The sequence below is a fragment of the Frigoribacterium sp. VKM Ac-2859 genome, assembly GCF_013204925.1.
Classification (GTDB): domain Bacteria; phylum Actinomycetota; class Actinomycetes; order Actinomycetales; family Microbacteriaceae; genus Frigoribacterium.
In genome coordinates, this window is sequence record NZ_JABMLC010000001.1 from 1,448,583 (window position 1) to 1,474,409 (window position 25,827).

General features: G+C 71.5%; 29 protein-coding genes. 10 read left to right on the forward strand and 19 right to left on the reverse strand.

Annotated features, from left to right (window positions below):
- Positions 1-64: 64 nt before the first annotated feature.
- From HQQ78_RS06770 to solA, 5 genes are all read right to left on the reverse strand, one after another.
- Positions 65-1,840 (reverse strand): hypothetical protein, encoded by a 1,776-nt coding sequence (locus HQQ78_RS06770; protein WP_173151755.1) that lies wholly within the window; start codon positions 1,838-1,840, stop codon positions 65-67.
- A gap of 187 nt (positions 1,841-2,027) precedes the next feature.
- A complete protein-coding gene (locus tag HQQ78_RS06775) occupies positions 2,028-2,795 on the reverse strand; it encodes an amino acid ABC transporter ATP-binding protein (RefSeq protein ID WP_173151757.1) in 768 nt (255 codons plus the stop codon).
- The gene (locus HQQ78_RS06780) at positions 2,792-3,595 is read right to left on the reverse strand and encodes an amino acid ABC transporter permease (RefSeq protein WP_082059848.1); all 804 of its coding nucleotides are present in this window, start codon (positions 3,593-3,595) and stop codon (positions 2,792-2,794) included. Before HQQ78_RS06780 ends, HQQ78_RS06775 begins: the two co-directional genes overlap by 4 nt.
- A 70-nt stretch (positions 3,596-3,665) precedes the next feature.
- Entirely contained in the window at positions 3,666-4,496 is an 831-nt protein-coding gene (locus HQQ78_RS06785) for an ABC transporter substrate-binding protein (protein WP_173151759.1), read from the reverse strand.
- 82 nt (positions 4,497-4,578) lie between these two features.
- The gene (gene solA / locus HQQ78_RS06790) at positions 4,579-5,871 is read right to left on the reverse strand and encodes an N-methyl-L-tryptophan oxidase (protein ID WP_123570725.1); all 1,293 of its coding nucleotides are present in this window, start codon (positions 5,869-5,871) and stop codon (positions 4,579-4,581) included.
- 98 nt (positions 5,872-5,969) lie between these two features.
- Between solA and HQQ78_RS06795 the strand changes: the two genes are divergently transcribed.
- Together HQQ78_RS06795 and HQQ78_RS06800 are read left to right on the forward strand one after the other, a co-directional pair.
- Positions 5,970-6,908: a LysR family transcriptional regulator gene (locus tag HQQ78_RS06795; RefSeq protein WP_173151761.1), complete on the forward strand. Its 939-nt coding sequence runs from the start codon at positions 5,970-5,972 to the stop codon at positions 6,906-6,908.
- A gap of 323 nt (positions 6,909-7,231) precedes the next feature.
- Positions 7,232-7,501, forward strand: coding sequence for a hypothetical protein (locus HQQ78_RS06800; RefSeq protein WP_173151763.1), 270 nt, complete (start codon positions 7,232-7,234; stop codon positions 7,499-7,501).
- Here the strand turns inward: HQQ78_RS06800 and HQQ78_RS06805 are convergent.
- Both HQQ78_RS06805 and HQQ78_RS06810 read right to left on the reverse strand, forming a co-directional pair.
- Positions 7,480-7,716: a hypothetical protein gene (locus tag HQQ78_RS06805; protein ID WP_123570727.1), complete on the reverse strand. Its 237-nt coding sequence runs from the start codon at positions 7,714-7,716 to the stop codon at positions 7,480-7,482. The genes HQQ78_RS06800 and HQQ78_RS06805 overlap by 22 nt on opposite strands.
- Positions 7,716-8,033 carry an ATP-dependent DNA ligase gene (locus HQQ78_RS06810; protein WP_173151765.1) on the reverse strand — a complete coding sequence of 106 codons (318 nt, stop codon included), beginning with the start codon at positions 8,031-8,033 and terminating at the stop codon, positions 7,716-7,718. Before HQQ78_RS06810 ends, HQQ78_RS06805 begins: the two co-directional genes overlap by 1 nt.
- A 250-nt stretch (positions 8,034-8,283) precedes the next feature.
- Between HQQ78_RS06810 and HQQ78_RS06815 the strand changes: the two genes are divergently transcribed.
- From HQQ78_RS06815 to HQQ78_RS06830, 4 genes are all read left to right on the forward strand, one after another.
- The gene (locus tag HQQ78_RS06815) at positions 8,284-8,490 is read left to right on the forward strand and encodes a hypothetical protein (protein WP_173151767.1); all 207 of its coding nucleotides are present in this window, start codon (positions 8,284-8,286) and stop codon (positions 8,488-8,490) included.
- Positions 8,487-8,837, forward strand: coding sequence for a hypothetical protein (locus HQQ78_RS06820; protein WP_173151769.1), 351 nt, complete (start codon positions 8,487-8,489; stop codon positions 8,835-8,837). Before HQQ78_RS06815 ends, HQQ78_RS06820 begins: the two co-directional genes overlap by 4 nt.
- 95 nt (positions 8,838-8,932) lie before the next feature.
- The gene (locus tag HQQ78_RS06825) at positions 8,933-9,649 is read left to right on the forward strand and encodes a GAF and ANTAR domain-containing protein (protein WP_173151771.1); all 717 of its coding nucleotides are present in this window, start codon (positions 8,933-8,935) and stop codon (positions 9,647-9,649) included.
- Positions 9,642-10,355, forward strand: coding sequence for a GAF and ANTAR domain-containing protein (locus HQQ78_RS06830; protein ID WP_173151774.1), 714 nt, complete (start codon positions 9,642-9,644; stop codon positions 10,353-10,355). Before HQQ78_RS06825 ends, HQQ78_RS06830 begins: the two co-directional genes overlap by 8 nt.
- A 349-nt stretch (positions 10,356-10,704) precedes the next feature.
- Here HQQ78_RS06830 and HQQ78_RS16155 read toward each other — a convergent pair whose 3' ends face one another.
- Together HQQ78_RS16155 and HQQ78_RS06835 are read right to left on the reverse strand one after the other, a co-directional pair.
- Positions 10,705-10,833, reverse strand: coding sequence for a hypothetical protein (locus HQQ78_RS16155; RefSeq protein ID WP_256415754.1), 129 nt, complete (start codon positions 10,831-10,833; stop codon positions 10,705-10,707).
- A gap of 154 nt (positions 10,834-10,987) precedes the next feature.
- On the reverse strand, positions 10,988-12,097 hold the full coding sequence (locus HQQ78_RS06835; RefSeq protein ID WP_173151776.1) for a hypothetical protein: 1,110 nt from the start codon (positions 12,095-12,097) through the stop codon (positions 10,988-10,990).
- A gap of 209 nt (positions 12,098-12,306) precedes the next feature.
- On the opposite strand from HQQ78_RS06835, the gene HQQ78_RS06840 reads away from it, so the two are divergent.
- Positions 12,307-13,662, forward strand: coding sequence for a hypothetical protein (locus tag HQQ78_RS06840; RefSeq protein WP_173151778.1), 1,356 nt, complete (start codon positions 12,307-12,309; stop codon positions 13,660-13,662).
- A 124-nt stretch (positions 13,663-13,786) separates the two neighbouring features.
- Here HQQ78_RS06840 and HQQ78_RS06845 read toward each other — a convergent pair whose 3' ends face one another.
- Positions 13,787-14,389: a hypothetical protein gene (locus HQQ78_RS06845; RefSeq protein WP_173151780.1), complete on the reverse strand. Its 603-nt coding sequence runs from the start codon at positions 14,387-14,389 to the stop codon at positions 13,787-13,789.
- Between the two features lie 24 nt (positions 14,390-14,413).
- Complete coding sequence (locus tag HQQ78_RS06850; RefSeq protein ID WP_173151782.1) at positions 14,414-14,983, reverse strand: GNAT family N-acetyltransferase; 570 nt, start codon at positions 14,981-14,983, stop codon at positions 14,414-14,416.
- Between the two features lie 210 nt (positions 14,984-15,193).
- On the opposite strand from HQQ78_RS06850, the gene HQQ78_RS06855 reads away from it, so the two are divergent.
- Positions 15,194-15,346: a hypothetical protein gene (locus HQQ78_RS06855; RefSeq protein ID WP_158612872.1), complete on the forward strand. Its 153-nt coding sequence runs from the start codon at positions 15,194-15,196 to the stop codon at positions 15,344-15,346.
- 25 nt (positions 15,347-15,371) lie between these two features.
- On the opposite strand, the gene HQQ78_RS06860 is transcribed toward HQQ78_RS06855, so the two are convergent.
- Positions 15,372-17,159 (reverse strand): MDR family MFS transporter, encoded by a 1,788-nt coding sequence (locus tag HQQ78_RS06860; protein ID WP_173151784.1) that lies wholly within the window; start codon positions 17,157-17,159, stop codon positions 15,372-15,374.
- A gap of 7 nt (positions 17,160-17,166) precedes the next feature.
- A complete protein-coding gene (locus HQQ78_RS06865) occupies positions 17,167-17,853 on the reverse strand; it encodes a TetR/AcrR family transcriptional regulator (protein WP_173151786.1) in 687 nt (228 codons plus the stop codon).
- A 212-nt stretch (positions 17,854-18,065) separates the two neighbouring features.
- On the opposite strand from HQQ78_RS06865, the gene HQQ78_RS06870 reads away from it, so the two are divergent.
- Positions 18,066-18,329: a hypothetical protein gene (locus HQQ78_RS06870; RefSeq protein ID WP_173151788.1), complete on the forward strand. Its 264-nt coding sequence runs from the start codon at positions 18,066-18,068 to the stop codon at positions 18,327-18,329.
- A 9-nt stretch (positions 18,330-18,338) separates the two neighbouring features.
- On the opposite strand, the gene HQQ78_RS06875 is transcribed toward HQQ78_RS06870, so the two are convergent.
- Both HQQ78_RS06875 and HQQ78_RS06880 read right to left on the reverse strand, forming a co-directional pair.
- Positions 18,339-18,608 (reverse strand): hypothetical protein, encoded by a 270-nt coding sequence (locus HQQ78_RS06875; RefSeq protein ID WP_173151790.1) that lies wholly within the window; start codon positions 18,606-18,608, stop codon positions 18,339-18,341.
- 97 nt (positions 18,609-18,705) lie between these two features.
- A complete protein-coding gene (locus HQQ78_RS06880; protein WP_173151792.1) occupies positions 18,706-19,206 on the reverse strand; it encodes a MarR family winged helix-turn-helix transcriptional regulator in 501 nt (166 codons plus the stop codon).
- 304 nt (positions 19,207-19,510) lie between these two features.
- On the opposite strand from HQQ78_RS06880, the gene HQQ78_RS06885 reads away from it, so the two are divergent.
- The gene (locus HQQ78_RS06885; protein ID WP_056047096.1) at positions 19,511-20,809 is read left to right on the forward strand and encodes an NAD(P)/FAD-dependent oxidoreductase; all 1,299 of its coding nucleotides are present in this window, start codon (positions 19,511-19,513) and stop codon (positions 20,807-20,809) included.
- A 136-nt stretch (positions 20,810-20,945) separates the two neighbouring features.
- Here the strand turns inward: HQQ78_RS06885 and HQQ78_RS06890 are convergent, their stop codons facing one another.
- The 4 genes from HQQ78_RS06890 to HQQ78_RS06905 form a co-directional block, all read right to left on the reverse strand.
- The gene (locus tag HQQ78_RS06890) at positions 20,946-21,653 is read right to left on the reverse strand and encodes a hypothetical protein (RefSeq protein ID WP_173151794.1); all 708 of its coding nucleotides are present in this window, start codon (positions 21,651-21,653) and stop codon (positions 20,946-20,948) included.
- An 85-nt stretch (positions 21,654-21,738) separates the two neighbouring features.
- A complete protein-coding gene (locus HQQ78_RS06895; RefSeq protein ID WP_371740381.1) occupies positions 21,739-22,521 on the reverse strand; it encodes an NADPH-dependent F420 reductase in 783 nt (260 codons plus the stop codon).
- A gap of 74 nt (positions 22,522-22,595) precedes the next feature.
- Positions 22,596-24,509, reverse strand: coding sequence for a chaplin family protein (locus tag HQQ78_RS06900; RefSeq protein ID WP_173151798.1), 1,914 nt, complete (start codon positions 24,507-24,509; stop codon positions 22,596-22,598).
- 99 nt (positions 24,510-24,608) lie between these two features.
- Positions 24,609-25,661, reverse strand: coding sequence for a hypothetical protein (locus HQQ78_RS06905; RefSeq protein ID WP_173151800.1), 1,053 nt, complete (start codon positions 25,659-25,661; stop codon positions 24,609-24,611).
- Between the last annotated feature and the right edge of the window lie 166 nt (positions 25,662-25,827).

Below are 25,827 nucleotides of genomic sequence, written 5' to 3' on the forward strand. Positions count from 1 at the left end.
CGTCGGTTCGTGTCCGTGCGTCGGTTCGTGTCCGTGCGTCGGTTCGTGTCGTCAGGGCGTCCGGTCACGGGTACGTCACGACCCGGCTCGGGACGGTGTTTCCCACGGGCGTCGGCACCGAGTCGCCGACGCCGTTGATGACGCTCGAGATCGTGCCGACGTCACCGAGCGAGACGGTGAAGACGCCGTGGGCCTTCACGCCCGGCACCCGGGGCACCTCGAAGGCCTGCGCCAGGCGCACCTGCGGGTTCGCGTTGAAGAACGAGTACACGCCGCCACCCCAGATCTCGTGGTTGGTCACGCCGTCGGCGACCTTGTACGCCGCCCAGCCCTCGCCGGTCGGGCTCTGCCACGAGGCGTTGTCGGGCACGTCGTACGGCAGCTCGTTCTGGAAGAACACCGTGCGGCCGCGCTCGCCGTTCCACACCACCTGGTACTGCTGGTAGTGCTCGACGAACAGGCCGGTGGCCAGGACGTCGTCGCCGTTCACCTCGACGCCGGTCGCGCCGCGGTTGACCGTCCAGCCCGTGGGGGCGCCGCCGTGGTCGGCACGCCAGGCCCAGATGTGGTCGATGATCGTGTCGTCCGAGTTCACCTGCAGCGTGGTGGTCGCGTTGCCCTGGATGCTCGAGCCGACGCGGAAGTACACGTCCTGCACGCTCTGCGGGTTCGCCGCGTGGTCGACGTGCGAGCCCGTCGTGCCGAGTCGCATCAGCTGGGCGCTGTTCTGCGTGCCGGCGTCGACGACGAGCCCCGAGACGTTCACCCCGGCGACGTCGGCCGTGGTCAGCACCGCGTCGCCGCTGGTCGGGACGAGCGTCGGGAACCCGATGCCCGTGACGACGGTGTCGGCCCGCGTGACCTCGATCGCCTGGTCGAGCGGGTAGGTGCCCGGCGTGAAGAACAGGTTCAGGCCCTGCGCCAGGGCACCGTTGATCGTCGCGGCCGAGTCGCCCGGGTGCGCGACGAAGAAGTCGCGCATCGGCAGGTCGGTGCCGGGGGTGCCCGGCCAGGTGACCCCGGCCGAGTCCCGCTGCAGCGCGGGGACGAACACGTGGTAGTCCCCCGCGTCGTCGAGGTAGAGGTACGGCTTCTCGCGCGTGACCGGGGTCGTGGCGAGGGTCGTGTAGCTCTTCGAGAAGTCGTTCGCGGGCGCGCCCTGCACACCCGAGAAGGTCATGTTCCAGTTGCCGCCCTGCCACGAACCGAGGGTCGAGTCGCGCGTATACCACTGCTGCTGTGACCCCGAGCTGACGGTGCCGTCGACCTTGCTGTCGGCGATGTAGCCGCCCGACGAGTAGCCCTGTCCGCCGTCCTGGTTCGACGGCCCCATCGTCAGGTCGCCCCTGATGTGGACGCGACGCATGGGTGCCGCCTGCGACACGGCCCAGCGGTCGACGCCCGACTCCGGCTCGACGGCGAGGTTCTCGACCGACCGCCAGAAGTTCTGCGTGGCGTTCTTCTCGTCGCCGGCGTTCCACCCGGAGTCGACGTTGACCGCGCCCCGGATCGTGACGTCGTCGGGGTCCTTGCCGAGCCCCTGCAGCGCCGTGTAGAAGCCCAGGTTCGCGAAGACCCGGCCGTAGGTGCCGGGCTCGAACAGGAAGGCGTGGCGCTGGCCGCCGAACTGCGCCGTCGGGTTGCGCAGCTGCGCGTCGAAGGCCGTGTCGATGTCGGCCTGGATCGTCGAGGCCGGCACGCTCGGGTCGTACACGGTCACGTTCGGGCCGAAGTCCGGCCGGTCGCTGGTGGTCACGGTCGGTGCCGACTGCGCGGCGAGCGCGGGCACCACCGCCCCCACGACGCTCGCGGCGACCCCCGCCGCGATCAGAGTCCTCATCCGTCTGTGCATGATCTTCTCGTCTCCGGTGGCGTCTTTGCCACCCGATCCGGACGCTACGCCCGCCTCCACGACGAAACAAGACCCCCCTGTCCAGTACGCGAACGGGGGGTGCGGGAAAAGTGCGGAGACTGCAGGAGGCGCTGTGCCGGTCACGCCGGCACCGCGCCTCCTCGGGTCCTGCGGGTCAGAGCACCTGGTCGAGGAAGGTCTTCAGCCGGTCGGTGCGCGGGTGGTCGAAGAGCTGGGCCGGCGGCCCGGCCTCGACGACGACGCCGCGGTCCATGAAGACGACCTGGTCGGCGGCCTCGCGGGCGAAGCCCATCTCGTGGGTGACCACGACCATCGTCATGCCCGCACCGGCCAGCCCCTTCATCAGGGCGAGCACGCCCTTGACCAGCTCGGGGTCGAGGGCCGAGGTGGCCTCGTCGAAGAGCATGACCTCGGGGCCGAGCGCCAGGGCCCGGGCGATGGCGACGCGCTGCTTCTGGCCTCCCGAGAGGGACGCGGGCCGTACGTCGGCCTTCTCGGCGAGCCCGACCTCGGTGAGGCGCTCGAGCGCGACCCGTCGGGCCTCGGCCGCCGACACCCGACGGACCCGGCGCAGCGGCAGCACGATGTTGTCGAGCACCGTCCGGTGCGGGAACAGGTTGAAGTGCTGGAACACCATGCCGACCCGACGACGCAGCGCGTCCTCGGAGCCGTGCAGCACGTCCGTCCCGTCGAGCAGCACCTCGCCGCCCGAGGGCTCCTCGAGGCGGTTGATGCAGCGCAACACCGTCGACTTGCCCGACCCCGAGGGGCCGATGATGCAGGTCGTCGTGCCGGCGGGCACCACGAGGTCGATGCCGTGCAGCACCCGGGTGGCGCCGAAGTCCTTGGTCAGGCCCCGGATCTCGAGGTCGCCGGCGGTCTGGACCGCGGGCACGGCAGGAGGCGCGGTGAGGGCGGTCATCGAGGGGCTCCAGACGTGGCGGGGGCGAGGGGTTCGGCGGTGGGGGCGGCTGCGGCCGAGGTGGTGGGGGCGACCGTCGCGACCGCTCCCGCCGACGTCGGCGGGGAGGCCGGTGGGACCGTGCCCGACGGGCGCCGCCCGAACGAGCGGCCCTCGCGCAGCCGACGGTCGATGACGTTGACCAGGTGCGTCAACGGCACCGTGATGATCAGGTAGAACACGCCCGCCAGCACGAGCGGCGAGAGGTTGCCGTTGGTGATGGCCGCGTCCTGCCCGATGCGGAACAGCTCGCGCTGCGACGTGATCAGGCCGAGGAAGTACACGAGCGACGAGTCCTTGACGATCGCGATGAACTGGTTCACCAGCGACGGGAGCACCTGGCGGATGCCCTGCGGGATCACGACGAGCCGCATCGAGTCGCCGTGGCTCATGCCGAGCGCCCGGGACGCCTCGAGCTGACCACGGTCGACGGCGAGGATGCCGGCCCGGAAGATCTCGCCGATGTAGGCGCTGGCGATCAGGCTGAGCGCGAGGATGCCCAGCGGGTACGGGTTCCCCCGCGTGAACAGGTTGAACAGCGGTGACAGGCCCGTGCCGATGAGCAGGATCGTGAGGATGGCCGGGAGGCCGCGGAACACGTCGGTGTAGATGCGGCTGAGCACGCGCGGCAGGCGATGGCGGCTCGTGCCCATCACCGCGAGCAGCAGCCCGACCACGATGCCGATCGCCGTGGCGCAGAGGGCCAGCAGCAGCGTGTTCCACACCCCGTAGGCGAGCATGTCGGGCAGCGTGCGCAGCATCGCCTCGCCGTCGAAGAAGCTGCGGCCGATGTTGGCCAGCGCGTCGGAGAAGTTCACGGTCGCCCCCTGCTCACTCGCTCGGCTGGAACTCGTCGGGCACGGGCTGGTCCGGGAAGAACTCCTGGTCGATCTCGAGCCAGGTGCCGTCGGCGACGATGTCGGCGACAGCACCGTCCACGGCCGTCTTCAGTGCGTCGTTGCCCTTCGCGATCGGGAAGCCCACCGGGAACTCGGGCACGGCGACGTTGATCGCGATGGTCTGCGAGCCGTTCGACGCCGCCGCGTACTCCTCGGCCACGGGGAAGTCGAGGAAGTGCGCGTCGATCGTGCCCGAGCCCAGCGCGGCGACGGCGCTGTTGTTGTCGGGGAAGCGCACGAGCTCGGCACCGGTGAAGTTCTCCTGCGCGTAGCTGTCCTGGATCGTGCCCTGGACGATGCCGAGGCGCTTGCCGTCGAGCGAGGACTCGTCGTCGGTGATGCCCGAGCCGTCGGCGGCCAGGACCGAGATGTACCCGATGAAGTAGTGGTCGCTGAAGTCGACCGTCTTCTCGCGTTCTTCGGTGTCGCTGATGGACGCGGCCGCCATGTCGAGTTGCCCGTTGGCGACGGCGGGCAGCAGGGCCGAGAACTCCTGCGTGACGAACTCGGTCTTCAGCCCGAGGCGCTTCGCGACCTCCTTCGCCATCTCGACGTCGAAGCCCTGCAGCTCGCCGTCCTCGGTGTAGGCGTAGGGCTTGGTGTCGCCGGTCGTGCCGATCCGCAACGTGCCGGCCGAGACGGTGCCCAGCTCGTTCGAGGCGTCGGCTTCGGAGCCGTCCGACGAGCAGGCGGTCAGGGCGAGGCCGAGGGAGGCGACCGCGGCGAGGGCGGCCGTGAGGCGGGTGGTCGTTCGTCTGGTCATGGTTCTCTCCTGTCGGGGCGGTGCGAGGCGGTGCGGTGCGAGGGGAGTGCGGGGTGGGTTCGGGAGGCGCGGGTCGGGTGGATCAGGACGGCACGGCCAGGCGGTCGACCGTGTCGGTGGCGGCCGCGGCCGTGTGGTCGTCCTCGTCGAGCCAGGACGTGCCGTCGTAGCCGCGGTCGGGGCTCATGAAGTCGATGTCGGTGAACGGTTCCTCGTCGACGGCCAGCTGCGCGAGCAGCTCCCCGATCGCGGGGGCGTGCTTGAAGCCGTGGCCGCTGTCGCCTCCGGCGACCACGACGCGGGGGTCGCCGCCGGGGTGTCCGATGACGAACTGCCGGTCGGGCGAGTTCGTCACCATGCAGGCGATCGCCTTGGCGGGGGTCGGGTCGAGCCCCGGGAAGGCCCGGGCCACGGCTGCCGAGAGCATGCCGTAGTCCGCCGCGGGGTGGATGTACCGGTCCACGGTGTCGGCCTCGGCGTCCTCGAAGGCACCGCCCGAGTCCTCGAGGCCGATCTTGACGGCGTAGCCGTCACCGTCGCCGCGGTCGGCGCCGTGGCCCCAGAGGGTGGTGCCGTCGGGCAGCTGGCGGATGAACACCGGGAAGGCCGCGAGGTCGAAGTCGCCGCCGGGTGCCGTCGCCTCGGGGGTCGTGCCCTCGAACCAGAAGAGCGGGGTGCGGCGGGCGACGAGGGGATGGTCGACGAACTGCGGGGTCCAGGCGCCGAGCGTCACGACCACGCGGGCGGCCCGCAGCACGCGTCCCCCGGCCGTGACCTCGACTCCCCCGTCGACGGGGTCGATTGCCGTCACCCGGGTGTCGGTCAGCACGGTCGCGCCGAGCGACCGGGCCACCTCGACGGCGGCCCGCACGCCCTTCTCGGGGTAGCTGATGCCGGCGGCGGGGTCCCACACGCCGATGTCGTCGGGGCCGAAGCCGGCGTACTGCGGGAACCGCGCGACGAGTTCGTCGTGCTCGAAGACCGTCGACTCGAGCCCGGCCTCGTGGACGGCACGCAGGGTGCCGGCGACGACGTGGCCGTCGCGGGGGCCGACCATGACGCCGCCGGTCTGACGCAGGAGGGTCTGACCGGTGCGCTCGCCGAGGTCGTACCAGAGGTCGCGGGCGCGGGTCGCGATCGGGGCCAGCCCCGGGTGCTCCATGCAGGCGATGCGGAACAGCCGGGTCGCGCCGTGGGTCGAGCCCATCGGGTGGCCGATGCCGAAGCGCTCGACGCCGATCACGCGCCGTCCCCGCTCGGCGAGGCGCCAGAGCGCCTGTGCCCCCCAGGCGCCGAGCCCGACGACGATGACGTCGGCGTCGAGGGACGGGTCGGTGGGTCCTGGTACCGAGGAGGCGGTGGTGGCGTCGTTCATGGCCCCTGTCTATTGCGTCGGCACTTGCGCCCTCAAATATCAAAAAGGGATGATCTGATACGCGCTGCATATGAGGCGCGACCGACGAGAGGCCCGTCATGGAGATCCGAGAGCTCACCTACTTCATGGCGGTCGCCGACGACCTGTCGTTCACGAAGGCCGCCGCGCGGTTGCAGATGAGCCAGCCGCCGCTCAGCCAGGCCATCTCACGACTCGAGGCGAAGCTCGGCACGCGGTTGTTCGAGCGGCAGGCGCGGACGGCCCCCCGACTGACCCCCGCGGGCGAACTGCTGAAGCGCGAAGGCAAGCGCATCCTGCACCAGATCGAGCAGACCGAGTCGCTGCTCGATTCGGTCGTGGCCGACGTCCAACCGCTGCGGGTGGGCAGCATCAGCTCGGTGCTCGCCGGCCTGCTGCCGACCGTGGTGCGGGCGTTCTCCGCGTCGCACCCGGGTGCCCGGGTGCTGGTCGAGGAGAGCGAGGAGCAGGCGATCCTGTCCGACCTCGTCCGCGGGTCGGTCGACCTGGGGTTCACGCGCGTCCGGTCGATCGACGACCGGTTCGAGGTCGAGCAGCTGGCTCTCGAGCCGCTGGTCGTGGCTCTGCCCGACACCCACCGCCTGGCAGGCGAGACCTCGGTGCCGCTCGGCGAACTGGCCGAGGACGACTTCATCATGTTCAACCGCGAGGACGCACCCCAGGCCTACGACCGCATCGTCATGTCGTGCGTCCGCGCCGGGTTCAACCCCCGCATCCCCATCCACGCGGTCAACGACCTCTCGATGCTGAGCACGGTCGCCTGCGGCCTCGGCGTCTCGCTCATGCCCTACCTCTCGTCGTACATCCCGATCCCCGGCGTCCGCTTCGTCACGATCGCCGAGGACTGGGCGCGGACGGCCCTGTCGATGCTCTGGCTCTCCGGTCGACCGAACCCCATGACGACGGTCTTTACGGCGCAGATCCGGACCGAACTCACCGTGATGCGCGACCGCGACCTGCGGGCGAGGCGCATCACCCTCGAGTTGATCGGCGGTTGAGTCGACGACGCGAGCACGACTTGGGGCACGTCGCGTCCCGTGTCAAGCCCGGTGCGCATCCTCCCCGGGCCGGAGAGGATGGAGCATCTCCTGCCAGTGCTTCACGGGCGGCACGGTCTCGTCACACGGCCGTGTCGGCGGAGACCGATGCGACGATCGTCGCGTCGCTGGGGCCGCGACCCGCCCTAGGGGTCGCGGCCCCTCACAGGCCTGCGGCCTAGTGTGACGACCAGTGCGCGCCCCGGCCGACCATCGTGTCTCCAGACCTCGGACACGACGAGACCGGGCGGACAACCGCTACCTAGAGATCAGAGGTCCATCCCATGCCCATGACGACGCTCTACACACGTCAACAAGCCATCCGCCTGTCGTCCGAGAGCGACGTCGACGCCCTGAAGGGTCGGATCGTCGCCGCATCCGGCGGAGCGCCCGCGTTCGTCGACGTCGAGACGGCGTCGGGCAGCCACGTGTCCGTCCTGGTCACCGGTCGGACCGAGATCTGGTTCGAGACGGTCGACCGTGTCGACGAGCCGTCGGCAGCCTCCGTCGCGGAGCTCCCCGACTTCGACTACTACGCCGCCGAGTCGGCGTAGTCGTCCGGCTCTCGCCGGATCTCGGCCAGGCTGAGCTGCGACGACGCGGTGATCAGCACCTCGACGGCCTTCAGCGTGCCGGCCCCCTCGTTGACGGTCAGCCAGAACGGCTCGCCGCCGGTCGCGGTCGCCAGGACGCGGGCCTTGAGGTCCTCGAGCGACGTGTTCGACAGGGTGTACGCATGGCCGTCGTAGACGATGTCGATGCGGTTCATCAGGTGGCCTTACTGGTGGGCACGGAGGGCTCGGGCACGATCTGCAGACCCGCGTTCGTGTTGGCACTGACCTCGAGGGCGTGGATCCACGCGGGGTTGATGGCCGGGCTGCGCGAGCCATAGTACTTGTACACCAGCGGGATGGTCGGGTGCAGCCAGATGCTCGTGCGGCCGTCTCCGACCTGCTGATCGTCCTTCCATGAGAAGTAGAACGACTCACCGCGACGCATCTTCATGCCGATGACGATCTGGAGATGGGCGAGGGTGCGGTCGTCGAAATCGATGGTCAAAGAGCGGTCGTAAGCGAGTTTTCCCATGTCTGGCCTTCTGCGAGATCGGAGCGACCAGGGCCCAGACGGCCGCTCGACGCACTGGTCGTTGGACGACCGATGCGACCAGACGCTACACGACATCTGTCCCCCGACACCGAACCTTCTACCCCGATAATCCTCAATCTCACAGAACTGACGACAGGTCAACCCTCTTCACCAGAACGGGGGGTCTTCATAGATTGGAGACCGATCCCCGGGCCAGCGGAGGTCGGTCACCCCGAGAGGAAGGTCGGTCATGAGCACCTACGAAACCAATCCGTTCGCTCGACCCGCGGTGATCCACACGTACCCCAAGCCCGGCAACGCTCGTGCACATCGAGTGAGCGTCGGCCTGACCGGCATCGACCGGAGCAGCAGTGCGTACCGGCTGCCCGCCTACGAGGACTTCTTCCTGCCCCGCCCCTCTCACGACGGCATGTCGTCGAGAGGAGGCACCTGGTGAAGCACATGACCTTCGCCGACAAGTCGTTCCTGCTCGGCGACGAGACGGCCGTCACGGTCCTCGAGTACGCCGCGGCCTTGGCCCATCACCACGACGCGGACGACGTCGAGCTCGAAGCCATCAGCTCGGACGGTGACGAGGTGCGAGCCATCCTGTTGCTCGGCGGGGGTGCACCGCTGATGGCCGAGAGCGCCCACACCGAGTTGCCCGAGCCCGACAACGCCGACGCGCTCGCCTACATGAAGCGACGCATCGACGCGTTGCGGCACGCACCATCGGCCAACCCTCTGGACCCGGAGACGCACGTCGACAGCACGTACTCCGAACCCGACCTGACCCAGAGTTGATCGAGACGGGTCGACGCGCCTCCGCCCTGTCCGCCCGCGACGACCCGAGATTCCCTAAACTCGACGAGACTCATCCAGCGAACCGGGCGGTGACCATGACGACATTCGACGACGCGGTCGAGGCGCTGAGTCGTGCGCCGATCGGTGATTCGTTGTCACGGCCCTTCCTCGACCTCTTCCCCGTCTCCGGGGTCTCGATCGCCACCGTGGGCCCCGTCCTCGGCAGCGAAACCCTGACGGCGACGGACGACACCGCCCTTCGGCTCGACGAGCTGCAGTTCGACCTCGGCGAGGGCCCGTGCTGGGATGCGATGCGCACCGGCAGCCCGGTGCTGGTGTCCGACGCGCGTGCGTCGTCCAGTGCCGTCTGGCCCACGTTCGGCCCCGCGATCGTCGACCTCGACGTCCAGGCGATGTTCGTGTTCCCCGTCCGGGTCGGCCCCCTGCAGCTGGGTGCCATCGACCTGTACAGCGACCGGCCGGACGAGATGCCGGGCGAGGCCGTGGTGCGGGCCCAGATCCTGGCCCGAGCCGTCAGTCGCGCCGTCCTGCGCCACACGCTCGAACGGGAGCGACGCGACAACAACCTCGAAGTCGAGCCCGTCGGGGCGCACTCGCGCCGCATCGTGCACCAGGCCACGGGACGAATCCTCGTCCAGGCCCGGGTGTCGGCCGACGATGCGCACCTCCTCTTGCAGGGCTACGCGTTCTCGACCGGGGCCCGCGTGATCGACGTGGCCACCGACATCCTCCGTGGGCGGTTGACGTTCTCGGCCTCAGAACACGGAATCGAGGAACACCGCAATGAGTAACACCGACCGGGAAACCCATCTCGTCGACGTCTTCACCACCCTGGCCGACACCCTCGTCGCCGACTACGACGTCGTCGAACTGCTGCAGACCCTGGTCGACACCACGGTCGACCTGTTCGACGTGAGCGCCGCGGGCATCCTGCTGGCCGAGGCCGACGGGGCGCTCGACGTCGTGGCCTCGACCAGCGAGGCGTCGTACCTGATCGAGGTCATGCAACTGGACTCCGAAGAGGGCCCCTGCTTCGACTGCTACGTCACCGGCGCCTCCGTCAGCGTGCCCGACCTCGGCACCGTGCCCGACCGGTGGCTGCCGTTCGCCCGGGCCGCGTCCGAGCACGGCTTCGCCTCGGTGTTCGCGATCCCCCTCCGACTCAGGGCCGAGACGATCGGCACGCTCAACCTCCTGCGTCGAGAGACCGGCGATCTGAACCCCCGTGACATCCGCGCCGCCCAGGCGCTGGCGGACGTCGCCACGATCGGCATCCTGCACGAGCGCACGGTGCGCGAGGGCGACGTCGTGCAGCAACAGTTGCAGACCGCCCTCGGGACGCGCGTCGTCATCGAGCAGGCCAAGGGCGTCGTGTCCGAGACCCGCCGCGTCAGCACCGACGCCGCCTTCGACGTCCTCCGGCGCCATGCTCGTGACCACAACGCCCGCTTGGCCGACGTCGCCCGGGACGTCGTCGAGCGCCGCCTCGAACTCTGACCTCCAACGCGAACCGGCCACCCCGCCTCACGGTCCACGCGGTATCGTGCGTGCGGAACCCGGGTGCGTTCAGGCCGTCCGGGCTCATGACGTCGGCCCGGACCCCGCCGGCGTCACCCACCCCGGACGCGTCCGCATCCCGAACGTCGATCCTCACGTCCGCATAGACGATTCCGGCCATCTCTGTCCAGCCCCTTCTCAGGGGGCGACGGGACTGCGAGTCTGTTCACCGAGCCCGTCGCGGGCCGGCCTGAACCCGGCTCGCGAGGGGTGGCCGATCGGTTCCCGAAGACCATCGGCCCGTGAGTGCCCTCCGACGATCACCCGTTTCGACGGAGGGCACTCACCGTCACTCGGAGTGGCCGAGCAGGGCCGTCAGCGCCCAGTAGTCCCGCGTCGTGTCCTCGGAATGGCCGCAGTGCAAGCACGACCAGCGCACGGCAGGCCCGCCGGCCCCCGGGGCCAGACTCGCGTGCATGGACGACGATGCGTGGCACCGTGGGCAGTCTCGAGACGGGACGGACATGACGACTCCAATCGTTGGTCGCCCTCCGTCCTAGCGGCCCGGAGCGCCCCTAGCCGCCCCCTTGACAAATGCGGACGGTGCTCGGCGATACCGTCGGCCCGGCTCCTCAGACAGCGGCCGCCGCCCGCGCGACGTAGCCCTCGACGAGCCGCTCGCTGGCGGCCTCCGTGTCGGGCACCGTGGCGCGGTCGACCGTGAGCCGGGCCCAGTCGTCGCCCAGCACGAGGTCGGTGACGCACTCCGTCGCCGAGCAGGACCGGTACGCCCGGTCACCGTCCGCGAGGCCGGGCACGCTCACGGCCGTGTCGGGGTCGAGCAGGCCGAACTCGATGCGCTGATCGAGGGCCCAGGCGCCTCCGGCCAGGACGCTCTCGCTGCTGTAGGGCGTCGTGTCGTCGAGGATCGAGCACGACGTGGCGACCGCCCGACTCCAGGCCGCGGCGTAGACCGACCAGCCACCGCCCGGGGTCAACACGAACAGGTCGTCACCTGCGCTGAGGGCCTCGCGCTCGAGCGCGGCGTCGGCCACGCAGGACCAGGGCCGGGCCGGGCCGCCGAGCGGCCAGGGGTCGTCCACCACGTCGGCCGACGAGACGACCTCGGTCACCTCGGCGACGACCGGTGCGAAGCGCTGCTCGGAGGTGGCCTCGACGGACGGCGCGAACTCCGTCGCGATGATCGACACCCAGCTGTCGCCGACCAGCTGGTCGAAGGTGCAGCCCCGGAAGGTCTCGTCGCCGAAGCACCGGCCGTCGGGATCGTCGCCGTAGATCTCGACGAACCGCGGCCACGTGTCACCGGCGTGCGGGAGGACCTGCACGAGCAGGCCGCTGTAGCCGCCGCCCCCGGTCGGGTTGTTCTTGCCGTCCGACGACCCTCCGTCGTTCCACGTGCACGAGAGCCCTCCTTCTTGGGCGATCGCGTAGTCCGAGGGTCTGACGGAGTCGCGGTCGTAGTAGTCCCGCGGAGTCCATGACGCGTCGAAGGCACCGGCGGTCTCGGCCGACAGGAGGCCCGCGCAGTCCACCCCGAGTTCGGTGACCGGCGAGTCGGCGACCGGTGTCGGCGTCGGCGTCGCCGTCGGCCCGGAGGCCACCGGCGTCGACGGCTCCGGGTCGTCACCGCCCGCACCGCCACTCGTGCACGCCACCAACAGCATCGTCGTCGCGAGCGTCGACGCGAACGCCGCCCCGACCCGTTTCGTCGTCGTCCCCATGCCCCGACGCTACCGAGCAGAGGAGGCGCGGGCCGTCTCGATCGCGCAACGGTCGTACCCGATCGCCGCGGGACGGGGGACAACGGCATCACGGTCTCGTCACGACGAGGCCCGCAGCCGACTCCGCCCGTCGACCGGCCCGACCGTGCTGTCTACAGTCGACCGACCGCGCTCACCCGACGCGCGGCACCACTCGTCCCGGGGGAACCATGTCCACATCACGCCGCCTCGGCGCCGCCACCGCCCTGCCCGCCGTCGCCTTGGCCGCCGCCCTCGTCCTCACGCCCGCCACGGCCTTCGCCGCCGAGGGCGACCCCGTGTCGACCGGCGCCCCGACCGGCACCTCGACGCCGACCGACTCGACGTCTGCCGACTCGACGAGCGCCACCGCCGTGACCGTCCCGGGCGATGCCTCACCGGCGGTGCCCGAGCAGGCCGGACCCGACGCCCCGGCCGTCGCCCCCGCGACGCCCGCGAGCGGCGCCACCGACACCAGCGGATCGTCGGAGGAAGCGACCCATGCGGCCTCACCGGAGGCCGACGCCCCGGTCGAGACCCCGGCCTCGACCCAGGAGGTCGCTCCGGCCGGGGCCGCGGCCGACGTGGTCGTCGACGACCTCTTCGTCCTCATCCCCGTCACCGCCGCGCACCCGGGCCAGGCCTTCCCGGTCGTCGCCCAGGGCTTCGCGCCCGGTGACGTCGTGGACGTCACGGTGTCGGGCGACGGCGTGCCCGCCGATGCCGACTACGTCTCGTTCGACGACTCCCCCGTCTTCGACGAGGACGGATCGACGGTGTTCTGGGTGGAGCTGCCGGCAACCTTCGCCGTCGGGGGCGTCGTCACGGTCACGGTCACGGACGGCAGCGGCCTCTCGACCTCGTCCGACGTGCCGGTGACGGCCTCCGTCCCGGCCCCCGCGCTCGTCGCACCGGTCGGCGCGACGGCCGGTGTCGTCACCGTGAACGGCCAGAACGGCATCCCCGGCGGCTACGCCCTCGTCGAGGTCTACGACGCCGACGATCTGGTCACCGATCTGCCCGACCCGTCGACCGATGCGCCGTCGCCGGATGCCGGCCCGGCGACTGAGCCCGACCCGTCGGCTGACCCCGACCCGACGTCCGACGCCGAGCCCACGGGCGACGAGATCGCCTTCGAGATCTCGGTCGACGTCGACCCCGTCCCCTACGAGGTCTCGGGCTCCGCGACGGCCGTGGTGCCCGTGGACGCGGACGGACGCTTCGCGGCCCGCTTCGTCCTGCCCGCCGGCGACTTCGCGACGGACGCCTACACCTTCGACGCCGACTTCACGACGGAGAGCGACTTCTCGGAGGCCGTCGTCTTCTCGGTCGCCCCGGCCGTCGTCGTGCCCGCCGTCACGACCCCGGGCACCGTCGCCCCGACCGCACTGCCGGTACGTCGCGTCGCCGCCATGACGCCGACCCGCGCGACGTCGCTCGCCTACACGGGATCGGAGCCGTCGGCCGCGCTGACCTGGGCCCTCGGTGCCGTCCTCGCCGGGGCCGGTGCGCTCGTCGCCGGCCGCCTCCGCCTGCGTCGCCGCTGAGTCGAACCCGGCGGGCCCCTCAGGCCGCCACGATGTACACAGCCCGCCACGAGATCTCGTGGCGGGCTGTGTACATCGTGGAGGCGTGCGGCGGGGCGCAGCGCGGCGCCGCCGCGGCCACCCGTCAGGGCGCGGGCTCACCCGGGGCCGGCGGGTCGCGGACGACCTGCTCGGCTCCGGCCTTGTCCAGCGTCCCCGGGAAGTTGAACCGCCCGAACTTCCCGGTGGGGTCGTGCGGGCTCACCGGGCGGGCGATCGAGGAGGCACGGATCACCTCGATCAGCAGGTCGCGTCGGGCGTCGTCGAGCGCGGGCGTCGACCGCTCCCTGAGCAGCACGGACGCCGTCGGCCCCCGACGTCGGCCGATCTTCAGCAGCAGACCGGCCTGGTCGCCGTCGCTCAGCCCCACGAGCTCGGCCCGTTCGATCTGGTCGAACGGCACGACGCGATGGCGGATGCGCAGTCGACGCCCCTCGAGGTCGATCGCGAAGGGGGTGTTGAGCCACAGCACGACGTTCCACCCGACCGCGGCGGCGGTCGCCCAGAACACGAAGGAGATCGGCACGGCGATCGGGCCGAACAGATCGACCAGCGACTCGCCGCCTCGAGAGAAGAAGGCACCGGCCGTCCCGAGGATCACGGTCGCCGGCAGGAAGACCCGCATCGCCCGCACCAGCACCCGCTGCTTCGGCTCGTCGTCGAACACGATCCAGGTCTCGTCGGACATGCCGTCACCGTACCGGGCGCGCGACTAGGCGAGCCGCGCCTCCAGGCCGGCCCGCACGTCGGGCCACTCGGCGCGGACGATCGAGAAGTAGGCCGTGTCGCCCAGGGTGCCGTCGGCGGCGACGCGGTGCGAACGCAGCACGCCCTCGGGGACGGCGCCCAGCCGACGGATCGCTGCCGCGCTCCGCAGGTTGCGGGCGTCGCAGCGCAGCGCGACCCGGTTCAGGCCGAGGGCGTCGAACGCGTGCGTGAGCAGCAGCAGCTTGGTGGCGGGGTTCGTCCGTCCTCCCCAGAAGGGGCGGCCGTACCAGGTGCTGCCGATCTCGACCCGCCCCTGCGCCGGCACGAGGTCGTAGAGGGTCGTCGTGCCCCGCACCTGGCCGTCGGCCTCGCCGCGCACCGTGAACGCGAGGGTCGTCGGGTTCGCGAGTTGCGCCTCCACGTGCTCGGCGTACGCCGTGACGCTCGCCGGACGCGGCGTCACCATGCCCGCCCAGAGCCCGTCGTCGGTCAGCGGCCAGAGCGCGGTCGCGTCCTCGACGGCGAGCGGATCGAGCCGCACGCCGTGCCCCACCAGCGCGACGTCGTGGATCATCGGTCCTCACCTGGCGTGCTCATGCGCACGATCCTAGGGACCGTGGACGAGGAGGCGTGGCGCCGGCCGCGGACACCGGTCACGACGCCCCGCGCGCATCCGCTACGGTGATCGATCACAGCCCACGAACTGGGGGCCGCGGCACGACCCCACCGTGCCGCACCATCGTCTGACGCGTCCGACCCGACGGGCCCGCCCGAGGAGACACCCATGAGCACCCACAGCACCCCCACACGCCTGCGCGAGGACGACGTCGACGGCGTCGTCTGGGACGCCGCCCAGGAGGCGCGACTCGCGTCCGCGCCCGCCCGCACCTCGACCGCGGCCGCGGCCCTGCCCGCCCAGGGCCCCGCCGCCGTCTGACCCGGCGCCCGCGCGATCCGACCGGCTACGGGCGGTCGGCGTCGTCCCGCTCGTCGGCCCCGCCTGCGACACGTTCGTCGGCGTCGTCCCGCTCGTCGACCCCGTCGAGCGGCGCGACCGGAGCCCCGGTCGCCACCGCACCGGCGGTCGCCACCTCGGACGCCGTCCCGGCACCGCGCCTCCCGGCCCGTCCGGCGCCACGACCGTGCGCGGCGCGCTCGGCGGCCTCGAGCTGCTCGGCCTCGTCGCCCGACAGCGCCTCGCCGCGGGACACCATGCCGGCCACGTCGGAGAGCCTGATCTGCGGCAGGAAGAGCGACAGCACGAACGCCACGGCGATGAACGGGATCAGGTAGGCGAAGACCGGCGCCAGCGAGTCGGCGTAGGCCTCGACGACGAGACGACGGATCTGCTCGGGCAGCTGGTTCAGCGTGGCGGGGTCGAGGGTCGCCGTGGCCTGCGAGGCGTCACCGGCCGACGCCCCGGCGCCCGTGAAGACGTCCGTCAGGTTCGAGGTGAGCCGGCTGGTGAACAACGCACCGAAGATCGCGACGCCGAGCGCGGCGCCCACCTCGCGGAAGTAGTTGTTGGTGCTGGTCGCCGTGCCCACGTTCTGGGCGTCGACCGAGTTCTGCACCACGAGCACGACGACCTGCATGATCAGGCCGAGGCCCGCACCGAAGAGGAAGAGGAACACGCAGATCAGCCAGAGCGGGGTGTCGGCGGTCAGGGTCGTGAACAGCGCCATGGCGATGCCGGTCAGGATCGTGCCGACCACCGGGAACACCTTGTACTTGCCGGTCCGGGTGATCAGGTTGCCCGACAGGATCGACGTGCCGATCAGGCCGACCATCATCGGCAGCAGCAGCAGGCCCGAGACGGCCGCGGACGCGCCCGACGACATCTGCAGGAAGGTCGGCACGAACGCGATGGCCGAGAACATGCCGATGCCGAGCACGAAGCCGACGGCGGTCGCGAGCACGAACACCTTGTTGCGGAAGAACGACAGCGGGATGATCGGGTCGTCGGCACGCGACTCGACGAGCACGAACAGCGACGCCGCCACCACGACCCCGGCGCCCCAGAGCCAGGTCTCGGGCGCACCCCAGCCGTGGTCGTCCTGACCGCCGAACTCCGTGAAGAAGATCAGGCAGGTGGTCGCCGCCGACAGCAGCACCACGCCGAGCACGTCGATGCGCTTGGTGGCCTTCTTGCTCGGCAGCGTCAAGGCGGCCCAGGTGATGGCGAACGCCGCGATGCCGACGGGGATGTTGATGTAGAACGCCCACTGCCAGGTGAGGTGGTCGACGAAGAAGCCGCCGAGCAGGGGTCCGCCGATGGCCGACAGGCCGAAGACCGCGCCGAGCGGGCCGAGGTACTTGCCGCGCTCGGAGGCGGGCACGATGTCGGCGATGATCGCCTGCGAGAGGATCATCAGACCGCCGCCGCCGAGGCCCTGGATCGCGCGGAACACCACGAACATCCAGAAGTCGGTGGCGAAGGCGCAGCCGATGCTCGCGAGGGTGAAGATCGCGATCGCGACGAGGAACAGGTTGCGGCGGCCGAGGACGTCGCCGAACTTGCCGTAGATCGGCATGACGATCGTCGTGGCGAGCAGGTACGCCGTGGTGATCCAGGCCTGGTGCTCGACGCCGCCGAGCTCGCCGACGATGGTCGGCATGGCCGTCGACACGATCGTCTGGTCGAGGCTCGACAGCAGCATGCCCGAGATGAGGGCGCCGAAGATGATCCAGATGCGTCTCTTCGTCAAGAGGAAGGGCGCGTCGGCCTTCGCTGCGGTGGTGGTCGTCATGGCTGGGTCACAGCGCCTTTCGGTCGTGGTCGGCAGGGTGGGTCGGGGCGGGCGGGGAGGCGTGGCCACGAGGCGCGGCGGCGGCGAAGAGCTCGCGGGCGATCACGAGCTGGTCGGCGAGGACGGCGTCGAAGCGCTCGTCGTCCCGCCCCTCGGCGGAGAAGAACCGTTCGAAGGCCCGCTGGACGAGCCCGGTGAGCAGGGTCACCGCGACGTCGATGCGGGGATCGCCCCCGTCGAGCCCCTCGTGTGCGGCCACGGCCGAGACGACGCGTCGCCGCTGCTCGTCGCCCTGCCGCATCATGGCGCCGAACAGGCGGGGCTCGCGGTCGAGTGCGGCCTTGAAGTGCGCAGCCTGCCCGCGGGTGAGGCCGACGTTCTCGACACGCTCGACGACGAGCGCGCCCAGGTCGTCGAAGACGGTCGACAAGGGCGGGAGGCGCGGGTCGCGTCGCGAGGACGAGTACCCGTCGAGCGCCTCGTCGTCGTCGTCGAGCGCGACGCCGACGACGACGTCGTCCTTCGACGCGAAGTGGTTGAAGAACGTCCGACGCGAGATGCCGACCGAGGCGCAGAGCTCCTCGATGGTGAAGCCGGCGAGTCCGTGCTCGGCCGTCAGGCGCCGGGCGGCAGCGGTCAACTCGACGCGGGTGCGCAGTCGACGCTGGGCCGTCTTGCCGGCGGTCGTGGCCATCGCGCGCCTCCTGGTCTCGTCGCTCTCGTGATCGGCGACGTCGCCGGGGGCCTCGCGGCCGAAGACGATGATTGCACTTTCGCGCCAGGAGTGCAATCACGCATCCTGTGGACCCGCCCTCCCACCGGGGCGGCTGGGGGCTACGCGGCAGAACCATCCGCGTCCCCTGAGAACGACGTCGCCGGACGTCAGGTGTTGCCTACGCTGATCGGATGAGTGCACCGAGAGCCCGCCGCGTCTGCCTGTCGGTCGCCGGTTTCGCCCTCGTGGCGATCGGCCTGGCCGTCCTGGCGTTCACCTTCGACTGGGACGCCCCCACGATGTTCGGCCTGCCCACCGGGCTCGCCGGCTTCTCGCTGATGATCGCCGGCGCGATCGTCGCCGAGGTCGGCTTCCGCGGGGCGGTCAAGGCGCGGAGGCGCGAGGTCGCGGTCCGTCGGCGCTCGCACGTCACCGACCTCGAGCGCACCTCGTAGCGGTCGCCGTCAGACGGTGAGCCACTTGATCGCCGGGTAGAGCACCCGGGCGATCTTGCGGGGGCACGGGAACGACGTTCGCGTGCCGTCGCGTTCGTTGAGCGTGATGACCGGCCGATCCGCGACCGTCGAGTAGTCGACGGTCTCGAGGGAACCGGCGGGGATCTCGTGCGTGGTGGGGCGACCGGCGGTGTCACGGAGGACGTAGACGAGACGATCGTCGTGCACCTGCATGCCGTGCTGCGCACCGCCTGCCGTCCACGTCACCGAGAGTCTCACGAGCCGACCCTAGCGGGTCGCCGGGCCGCGGGGGCCCGGGCGTCGTCCCCCCGCTGCCGTCCGACCTCCCGACCAGGAGGCGCGGCGTCGGTCGTCCTCATGGAGTCGCGACCCCGAGGGCGTCGCCCAGGTCGCGGAAGACCGCCTCGGCGACGGGACGACGGGACGCGGACAGCGCCTCCTGCACGACTCGTCCGTAGAGGATGCCGGCCTCGTCCACGCCGCTCGACCCCTCGGCGGTGAGCGCCAGGACGAAGCTGCGTCGATCGGTCGGGTGCTGGAGCCGGACGACGAGACCGGCGGCCTCGAGCCGGTCCGCGAGGGCCGTCATGGCACCCGACGAGAGCCCCAGGGCTTCGCCGACCTTCTTGGGCGGGGTGTCGCCGTGCACCGAGAGGTGCACCAGGGCGAGGTAGTCCGTGGCGCCGACGCCCATGCCCTTGGCCAACCGGTCGTTGACGGAGGCGATCCGGGACTGCAGGCGTTGCAGCGCCACGAGCACGGCCGTGACGTCGTCGGTCCGCGGCTCGGGGCGGGTGTCGGCACGGGTCTCGGCACGGGGCGCGACGGTCGTCTGCGCGTCGGGGGCGGGGGTCATCGGGTCTCCGGGAGGAATCGGATCGGATACGGCGTCCACCTCGGCCCGGGGTTCGGGTCCCGTCCGACGACTGCGCGACACATGTCGCTTATTGAACGAGCAACTCGATCACCAAGTAGTTAGATGATCGTACCATCGGTGGACGGGCCCCGGAAGTCCCCCGGTCACGGGTCGTCCGTCGATGCATCCGGTGCACGATCCGACTCGTGAGGCGAGTAAACTCGCGGCGGACTCGGCGCCAGGGTCCGGCCAACCGGGGTCGACGACGATCCGACGACACGATCGACACCGCAGGAGCAACCCCATGACCGCAGACCCCCGCCCCCACGTCGTCATCGTCGGCGGCGGCTTCGCCGGCATCGCGGCGATGAGGTCCCTCCGAGACGCCGACGTCCGCATCACCCTGATCGACCGCCACGTCTACAACATGTTCCAGCCGCTCATGTACCAGGTCGCCACCGGCGGCCTCAACGCGGGCGACGTCACCTACTTCCTGCGCAGCCTGCGGTCCAAGCAGTCGAACGCCGAGTTCCGCCACGGGCTGCTCACGACGATCCGCGCCGACGAGCGCATCATCACCCTGCGCGACGGCGAAGAGATCGCCTACGACGCCCTGGTCCTCGCCAACGGCGTCAACACCAGCTACTTCGGCACCAAGGGCGCCTACGAGTACGCCTACTCGATGTACTCCCGGTCGCAGGCGCTGCGCATCCGTGACGAGCTCTTCACGCAGCTCGAGAACGCCGCGGCCTCGGTGGGCAGCGGCGAGGTGCGCGTCGTCATCGTCGGTGGCGGTGCCACGGGCGTCGAGATGGCCGGCGCGCTGGCCGAACTGCGCGACCAGGCGTTGAAGGACGCCTACCCCGAGATCGACGCGTCGAGCATCACGATCACCCTCGTGCACCGCAGCGGCGAGTTGCTCAAGCCCTTCTCCCCTCGTCTGCGCAAGTACGCCGCCAAGGTGCTGCGCAAGCGCGGCGTCGACCTGCGGCTCGACACGGGTGTCGAAGAGGTCCGTCCCGACGGCGTCGTCGCCGCGGACGGCGAGTTCATCCCGGCCGAGCTCGTCATCTGGGCCACCGGCGTCGCGGCCCACGCCGAGGTCGCCTCGTGGGGCGTGCCGCAGACCCATGGTGGACGCATCCAGGTGAACGACGACCTCACGGTCAAGGGCTTCGACTGCATCTTCGCCGCGGGTGACATCGCCGCCACCGACGACGCCCTCGCTCAGCTCGCCCAGCCGGCGATCCAGGGCGGCGAGCACATCGGCGAACAGATCGTCCGCCTGCTCGCCGGCAAGAAGCTCGCGCCGTTCAAGTACCACGACAAGGGCACCATGGCCACGGTGGGCACGAACGCCGCCGTGGTGCAGTTGCCCAACGGCTTCACGCTGACCGGCCCCGTCGCCTGGCTGTTGTGGGTGTTCGTCCACATCACGAGCCTGCTCGGGAACGGCAACCGTCTCTCGACCCTCACGCACTTCTTCGTGCGCTACCTCTGGGCGCTCCGCAAGCGGGCCATCCCCATCGTGGGCGACGTCCGGCCGGTGCGCCCGAACGGTGACCGGGCGCCCGAGAAGTGGCAGACCGAGAAGGCCGAGTAGCGGTCGGCGCCTCCTGACCCGAACGCCGAGAACCCCGTTCACGAAGACGAACCACGATTGATCGGGGTTCTTCTTCGCGAACGGGGTTCTTCTCGGTGATCGGCTACGTGCCCGATCGGTCGAGCGGGGGTGTTGCTTATTCGGTGGCGACGGTGATCTTCGCGACGCCGACGAGCATCTCGTCCTGGACGGCGTCGGTCTTGAAGGTCTGGTTCAGCAGGGCGGCGGCGTCGGGGCTGACGTGGACCGTGGTGCCCTCGAGGACGGCGTTGGAGCCTTCCATCTGGATGGGCTTGAGCGTGCCACCGTAGAGGTTGAACAGGTAGGCGTCTTCGGCGGCGACGGTGCCGTTGGCGGTGACGGTGCCGTAGAGCTTCGACTCGCCCGGGTCGATGCGGAAGTCGGTCAGTTCGACGACGGTGCCGTCGGCGGCGGTCAGCGACAGGCCGGAGCCGTCGTGGTCGATCTCGCCCTGGACGTAGGGTCGCACGTCGCTGTCGGGGCCGTAGTAGTCGACGTTGCCGCCCGTGATGGGGAAGGCGAAGGTGCCGTCGGTGAAGGTCGCGGTGCCGACGACGCCGGGGGTCAGGCCCAGGCTCGTGAGGGCGTCGACGAAGGACGCGTCCACGGCGACCTGGGTGTCGACGCCGTTGCTGAGGTCGGCGATCGACGCGGCGGGCGTCGACGCGGCGCTGGGCTCGGAGGACGACGAGCTCGACGAGGAGGACGTGTCGGTCGAGGTGCCGGAGTCCATCGAGCACGCGGCGAGGGAGAAGAGCAGGGCGCCCGAGGCGACGAGGCCGAGGGTGGTCTTGGTGATGTTCTTGCGAGTGAAAGCGTTCATGGTGAAGCTCCTTGTCAGTTGGTCCCGGTGGGGATGTACTGGGTTCGCCACCGGGCCCGAAAAGGATTGGAACGCATCATCTTCGTTACCCGGCCGTGACCTCCACCGCCTCGTCGGCACCGGCGACCGGACCCGGGGATCGTCGCGCCCGGGCCACCGCGAGCCCGCGTTGCGAGCTCCAGAAGTCGCGGACCGTCTCGCGGAGTTCGGACGCGCCGACGTCCGCTCCGAAGGCCAGCGACCCCGGCTCGAGGGCGATGCCGTCGGCCAGGGTGGGCAGGGCGACGGGGTCGAAGCCGATGGCGTCCACGAGGTCCGCGACGACGTCGAGTGCCTCTCGGTCGTCCGACGCCAGGGCGATCGCGCTCCGCTCGGGATGACCGGCGGGCAGGGCTCCCTCGTCGAGGTCGTGGTACCCCATGTGGTTGAAGCCCTTCACGACGCGTGACGCGGGCAGGTGCTGCCGGACGAGCTCGCTCGTCGAGGTCCGGACGTCCGAGAGGTCGTCGCGCAGGCCGTCCGTCTCCCACCAGTAGTTCATGGCGTCGACGACGACCTTGCCCGCCAGGGCGTCCACCGGCACCGAGTCGAGCTTGCCGAGCGGCAGGGCCAGGACGACGATGTCCGCCTCCCGTGCCGCGTCGGCCGACCAGACCGCGCGGGCCCCGGGGGCGATCACGTCGACGATGAGGCGGATGCGGGCAGGGTCCCCCGAGCCGGAGAGGAGGACGGGGTGGCCGGCGGCGTGGACGAGGCGGGCGAGGACGGTGCCGACCTTGCCCGCGCCGAGGATGCCGATGGTGGGTGCGGACGTCATGTGTCGTGCAACGCACGAGGGCATCCGGCGATTCCGGACGCGGCGATGCACCGCAGGCCCCTGAACCAGGTCTGCGGTGCACCGTCGGTGTGGAGTCGCTCAGAAGCGAGCGACGGAGGTGACCGTCAGGCGCGGGCCGTCCGGCGGCGGGCCGCCACGAGCAGGCCGAGCCCGGCGAGCAGCGCCAGCAGCCCGCCCACGAGCGGGCCCGACGCGTCACCACCGGTGAAGGCCAGCGACGAGTCGGCGGCGAGGGCCGAGGAGGCGCTGGTCCCCGAGGCGAGGACGCTGCGGTCGGCCGCCGCGGCGGTCACGAGCACGGTGCCGGTGGTGCCGGTCGTGCCGTCGACGCCGCTGGTGCCGTCCGTTCCGGGCGTGGTGGTGCCGCCGTCGCCCGGGATGACGGGCATCGTCGGGTCGGTCGGTTCGAACGGCTCGGCCGGGTCGACGGGGATCGTCGGGTCGGTCGGGTCGGTCGGGTCGGTCGGCGTGGTCGGCGTGGTCGGCGTGGTCGGCGTGGTCGGCGTGGTGCCGGTCGTCCCCTCCGTGGTGTCGCTGTCGCCGATCACCGAGACGGCGTTGCCCCCGACGGTCACGGGCAGCCCCACCGACGGCACGATCTGCGTGCCCCCGAGGATGCCGTCGTCACCACTGGTGCTGCCACCGGTCGAACCCGTACCGGTGCCGGTGGTGCCGGTGCCCGTCGTGGTGCCCGTGCTGCTGCTGTCGCCGATCACCGAGACGGCGTTGCCGCCCACGGTCACGGGCAGCCCCACCGACGGCACGATCTGCGTGCCCCCGAGGATTCCGTCGTCACCGCTCGTGGTGCCACCGGTGGTGCCCGTACCGGTGCCGGTGGTGCCGGTGCCGGTGGTGCCGGTGGTGCCGGTGCCCGTCGTGGTGTCCGTGCTGCTGCTGTCGCCGATCACCGAGACGGCGTTGCCGCCCACGGTCACGGGCAGCCCCACCGACGGCACGATCTGCGTGCCCCCGAGGATGCCGTCGTCACCACTGGTGCTGCCACCGGTCGAACCCGTACCGGTGCCGGTGGTGCCGGTGCCCGTCGTGGTGCCCGTGCTGCTGCTGTCGCCGATGACCGAGATCGCGTTGCCACCGACCGTGACCGGGGTGGTCACCGTCGGGATCACCTGCGTGCCCCCGGCGACGGAGTCGTCACCGCTGGTGGCGGCGCCACCCGTGGTCGGACCCGTGCCGGTGGTGCCGGTGCCGGAACTCGCGGCCGGAGCCGTGGTCGAGCCGGTGCTGCTGCTGTCGCCGACCACCGAGACGGCGTTGCCGCCCACGGTCACGGGCAGCCCCACCGACGGCACGACCTGCGTGCCCCCGAGGATGCCGTCGTCGCCACTGGTGGTGCCGGTGGCCGAGCCGGTGGGGCCGGCGTCGGTCGCGCCTCCTGCGGGGGTGCCGGTCGTGGTGCCGGTGCTCGACGAGTCGCCCAGCACCGAGATCGCGTTGCCACCGACCGTGACCGGCAGGGTCACGTCGACGAGGGCCTGGGTGCCCGAGCCGATCGCGTCGTCGCCCGACGTGGCGGCAGGGGCCGCCGGTGCCGGTGCCGCGGGGGCCGCGGCCTGGACGGGAGCGGCCGTGCCGGCCGAGTCGCCCAGCACCGAGACCGCGTTGCCACCGACGCTGACCGGCACGTCGATCGAGACGATGCCCTGGCTGCCCGAGAGCACGCCCGAGTCGCCGCTCGTCGTCGTGACGGGCGCGGCGGGCGCGGCGGGTGCCGCGGCGGGTGCGGCGGGTGCCGCGGCCGGGGCGGCGGGTGCCGCAGCCGGAGCGGCCGGGGCGGCAGGCGCCGCAGGGGCCGGCGCGGTGCTGCTCGAGTCGCCGAGGACGCTGACCGCGTTGCCGAGCGCCGAGACCGGAGCCTCGACGACGGCGCCGACCTGGGTGCCCGAGAGCAGCCCGTCGTCGCCGGTGGTGGTCGCCGCGTTCGCGGCGGTGGTTCCGAGGGCCCAGATGCCCCCGATGAAGAGCGCTCCCATGAGCCCTCTCGAGACGTACGTGTTCATGGTCTTCTCCAAGAGATGAGGTGTGTGGTGCCGCGGGGTCGCGGCGGGGTCGCTGATGTCGCCGGCAGCCGGGAGGCTGCAGGGGCGACGCGACCGGCCTCAGTCGGGGGAAGAGTCGGTGTCGTACGCAGGCGTCGACGGGAGGTCGTCGTCGCCGTCCGCGGACCCCGCCGAGACGGCGAGTCCGGGAAGCAGGGAGGCGCGGGTCGCGTCGATCGCGACGGCACCGCCGGCCGCTCCGCCGCCCGAGGCCTGACCGTTCGCGCTTCCGCCGGTGCCCGAGGGCAGGGAGGGCGTGCCGTGGTCGTCACCGGCAGGAAGCGGTGCGGGGCCGGGGGTGGGCGCCAGGGGTGCGCTGGTCGTGTCGGCGGACGAGGACGGACCCGAGGCGATCTGCGCCCGCAGGATGCCGACCGCGTCGGTCGATGCGGTCGTGCCGGACACGTCGGACGCGTCGGTCACCGCGGCGACCGCGAGCTCGTCCGTGGCGACGACTCCGAGGCCGTCGGCTCCGTCGACGTCCGCGTCCGCCCCGGCGGGCACGTCGCCCGCGGGGACCGTGACGCCCGGTCGGGGCGTGACGCCCCCGGGCACGACCGGCGGGACCACGGGGGTGGCGGGGGCCGCAGCCGAGTCGCCGACGGCGGTCAGACCCTCGTCGACGACGCCGGTCAGCGGCTCGGTCACGGTCGAGAGGGGTGCCGGGCCGGTGACGGCAGGCACCACGGGGACGGCCGCGACGACCTGGTCCACGGTCTGCGCGACGGGCGCGACGACCGACGAGACCGGTGCGGCGGCTGCGACCTGCTGCACGACCTGGGGCACCACGGGGGCGGCGGCCTGCACGACCTGCTGCACCGGGGGTGCGACGGCCGTGGCCTGGACGGCGACGCCCGTGACCTGCGACACCGCGCCTCCTGCGGTCTGACCGACGGCGGCCACGGGGGCGTCGAGCGATCCGGCGACCTGGCCGACGGCCGAGGTGACGCCGCCCAGGAGGGAGGACGGGGCCTCGTCGGCCGAGGCCGACGGGGACGAGAAGGCGAGTCCGAGACCGACCATGCCGATCGCGGCGAGACCCGAGAAGCCGAGGAGGCGCACGAGACGGAGCGGGGCGGGTCGCCTCGTCGTCGTCTCGGCCGTCTGATCCACGGCGTACCTTCTTCGGTCGCATCTCACCGGGGTGGTGGGTCCCGGCGTCGGGGTCGTGCCCCTCATCGCGCTGGTGAGACGCGATGTGCCGTCTTTTCTACGCCGACGACGCCGGATTGTCCATGAGCCTGTCTCAGATGTACCCCGATCGCCTCGACGACGCGTC

Bases quoted from the DNA above. Each gene is read 5' to 3' on its own strand.
- HQQ78_RS06845 (WP_173151780.1), bottom strand. From the start codon at position 14,389: ATGTCCGACGAGACCTGGATCGTGTTCGACGACGAGCCGAAGCAGCGG.
- HQQ78_RS06890 (WP_173151794.1), bottom strand. From the start codon at position 21,653: ATGAACGCTTTCACTCGCAAGAACATCACCAAGACCACCCTCGGCCTC.
- HQQ78_RS06860 (WP_173151784.1), bottom strand. From the start codon at position 17,159: ATGACGACCACCACCGCAGCGAAGGCCGACGCGCCCTTCCTCTTGACG.
- solA (WP_123570725.1), bottom strand. From the start codon at position 5,871: ATGAACGACGCCACCACCGCCTCCTCGGTACCAGGACCCACCGACCCG.
- HQQ78_RS06775 (WP_173151757.1), bottom strand. From the start codon at position 2,795: ATGACCGCCCTCACCGCGCCTCCTGCCGTGCCCGCGGTCCAGACCGCC.
- HQQ78_RS06780 (WP_082059848.1), bottom strand. From the start codon at position 3,595: ATGCTGCGCACGCTGCCCGACATGCTCGCCTACGGGGTGTGGAACACG.
- HQQ78_RS06815 (WP_173151767.1), top strand. From the start codon at position 8,284: ATGAGCACCTACGAAACCAATCCGTTCGCTCGACCCGCGGTGATCCAC.
- HQQ78_RS06830 (WP_173151774.1), top strand. From the start codon at position 9,642: ATGAGTAACACCGACCGGGAAACCCATCTCGTCGACGTCTTCACCACC.
- HQQ78_RS06805 (WP_123570727.1), bottom strand. From the start codon at position 7,716: ATGAACCGCATCGACATCGTCTACGACGGCCATGCGTACACCCTGTCG.
- HQQ78_RS06800 (WP_173151763.1), top strand. From the start codon at position 7,232: ATGCCCATGACGACGCTCTACACACGTCAACAAGCCATCCGCCTGTCG.
- HQQ78_RS06770 (WP_173151755.1), bottom strand. From the start codon at position 1,840: ATGAGGACTCTGATCGCGGCGGGGGTCGCCGCGAGCGTCGTGGGGGCG.
- HQQ78_RS06840 (WP_173151778.1), top strand. From the start codon at position 12,307: ATGTCCACATCACGCCGCCTCGGCGCCGCCACCGCCCTGCCCGCCGTC.
- HQQ78_RS06885 (WP_056047096.1), top strand. From the start codon at position 19,511: ATGACCGCAGACCCCCGCCCCCACGTCGTCATCGTCGGCGGCGGCTTC.
- HQQ78_RS06785 (WP_173151759.1), bottom strand. From the start codon at position 4,496: ATGACCAGACGAACGACCACCCGCCTCACGGCCGCCCTCGCCGCGGTC.
- HQQ78_RS06865 (WP_173151786.1), bottom strand. From the start codon at position 17,853: ATGGCCACGACCGCCGGCAAGACGGCCCAGCGTCGACTGCGCACCCGC.
- HQQ78_RS06825 (WP_173151771.1), top strand. From the start codon at position 8,933: ATGACGACATTCGACGACGCGGTCGAGGCGCTGAGTCGTGCGCCGATC.
- HQQ78_RS16155 (WP_256415754.1), bottom strand. From the start codon at position 10,833: ATGCACGCGAGTCTGGCCCCGGGGGCCGGCGGGCCTGCCGTGCGCTGG.
- HQQ78_RS06855 (WP_158612872.1), top strand. From the start codon at position 15,194: ATGAGCACCCACAGCACCCCCACACGCCTGCGCGAGGACGACGTCGAC.
- HQQ78_RS06810 (WP_173151765.1), bottom strand. From the start codon at position 8,033: ATGGGAAAACTCGCTTACGACCGCTCTTTGACCATCGATTTCGACGAC.
- HQQ78_RS06900 (WP_173151798.1), bottom strand. From the start codon at position 24,509: ATGAACACGTACGTCTCGAGAGGGCTCATGGGAGCGCTCTTCATCGGG.
- HQQ78_RS06795 (WP_173151761.1), top strand. From the start codon at position 5,970: ATGGAGATCCGAGAGCTCACCTACTTCATGGCGGTCGCCGACGACCTG.
- HQQ78_RS06880 (WP_173151792.1), bottom strand. From the start codon at position 19,206: ATGACCCCCGCCCCCGACGCGCAGACGACCGTCGCGCCCCGTGCCGAG.
- HQQ78_RS06835 (WP_173151776.1), bottom strand. From the start codon at position 12,097: ATGGGGACGACGACGAAACGGGTCGGGGCGGCGTTCGCGTCGACGCTC.
- HQQ78_RS06850 (WP_173151782.1), bottom strand. From the start codon at position 14,983: ATGATCCACGACGTCGCGCTGGTGGGGCACGGCGTGCGGCTCGATCCG.
- HQQ78_RS06870 (WP_173151788.1), top strand. From the start codon at position 18,066: ATGAGTGCACCGAGAGCCCGCCGCGTCTGCCTGTCGGTCGCCGGTTTC.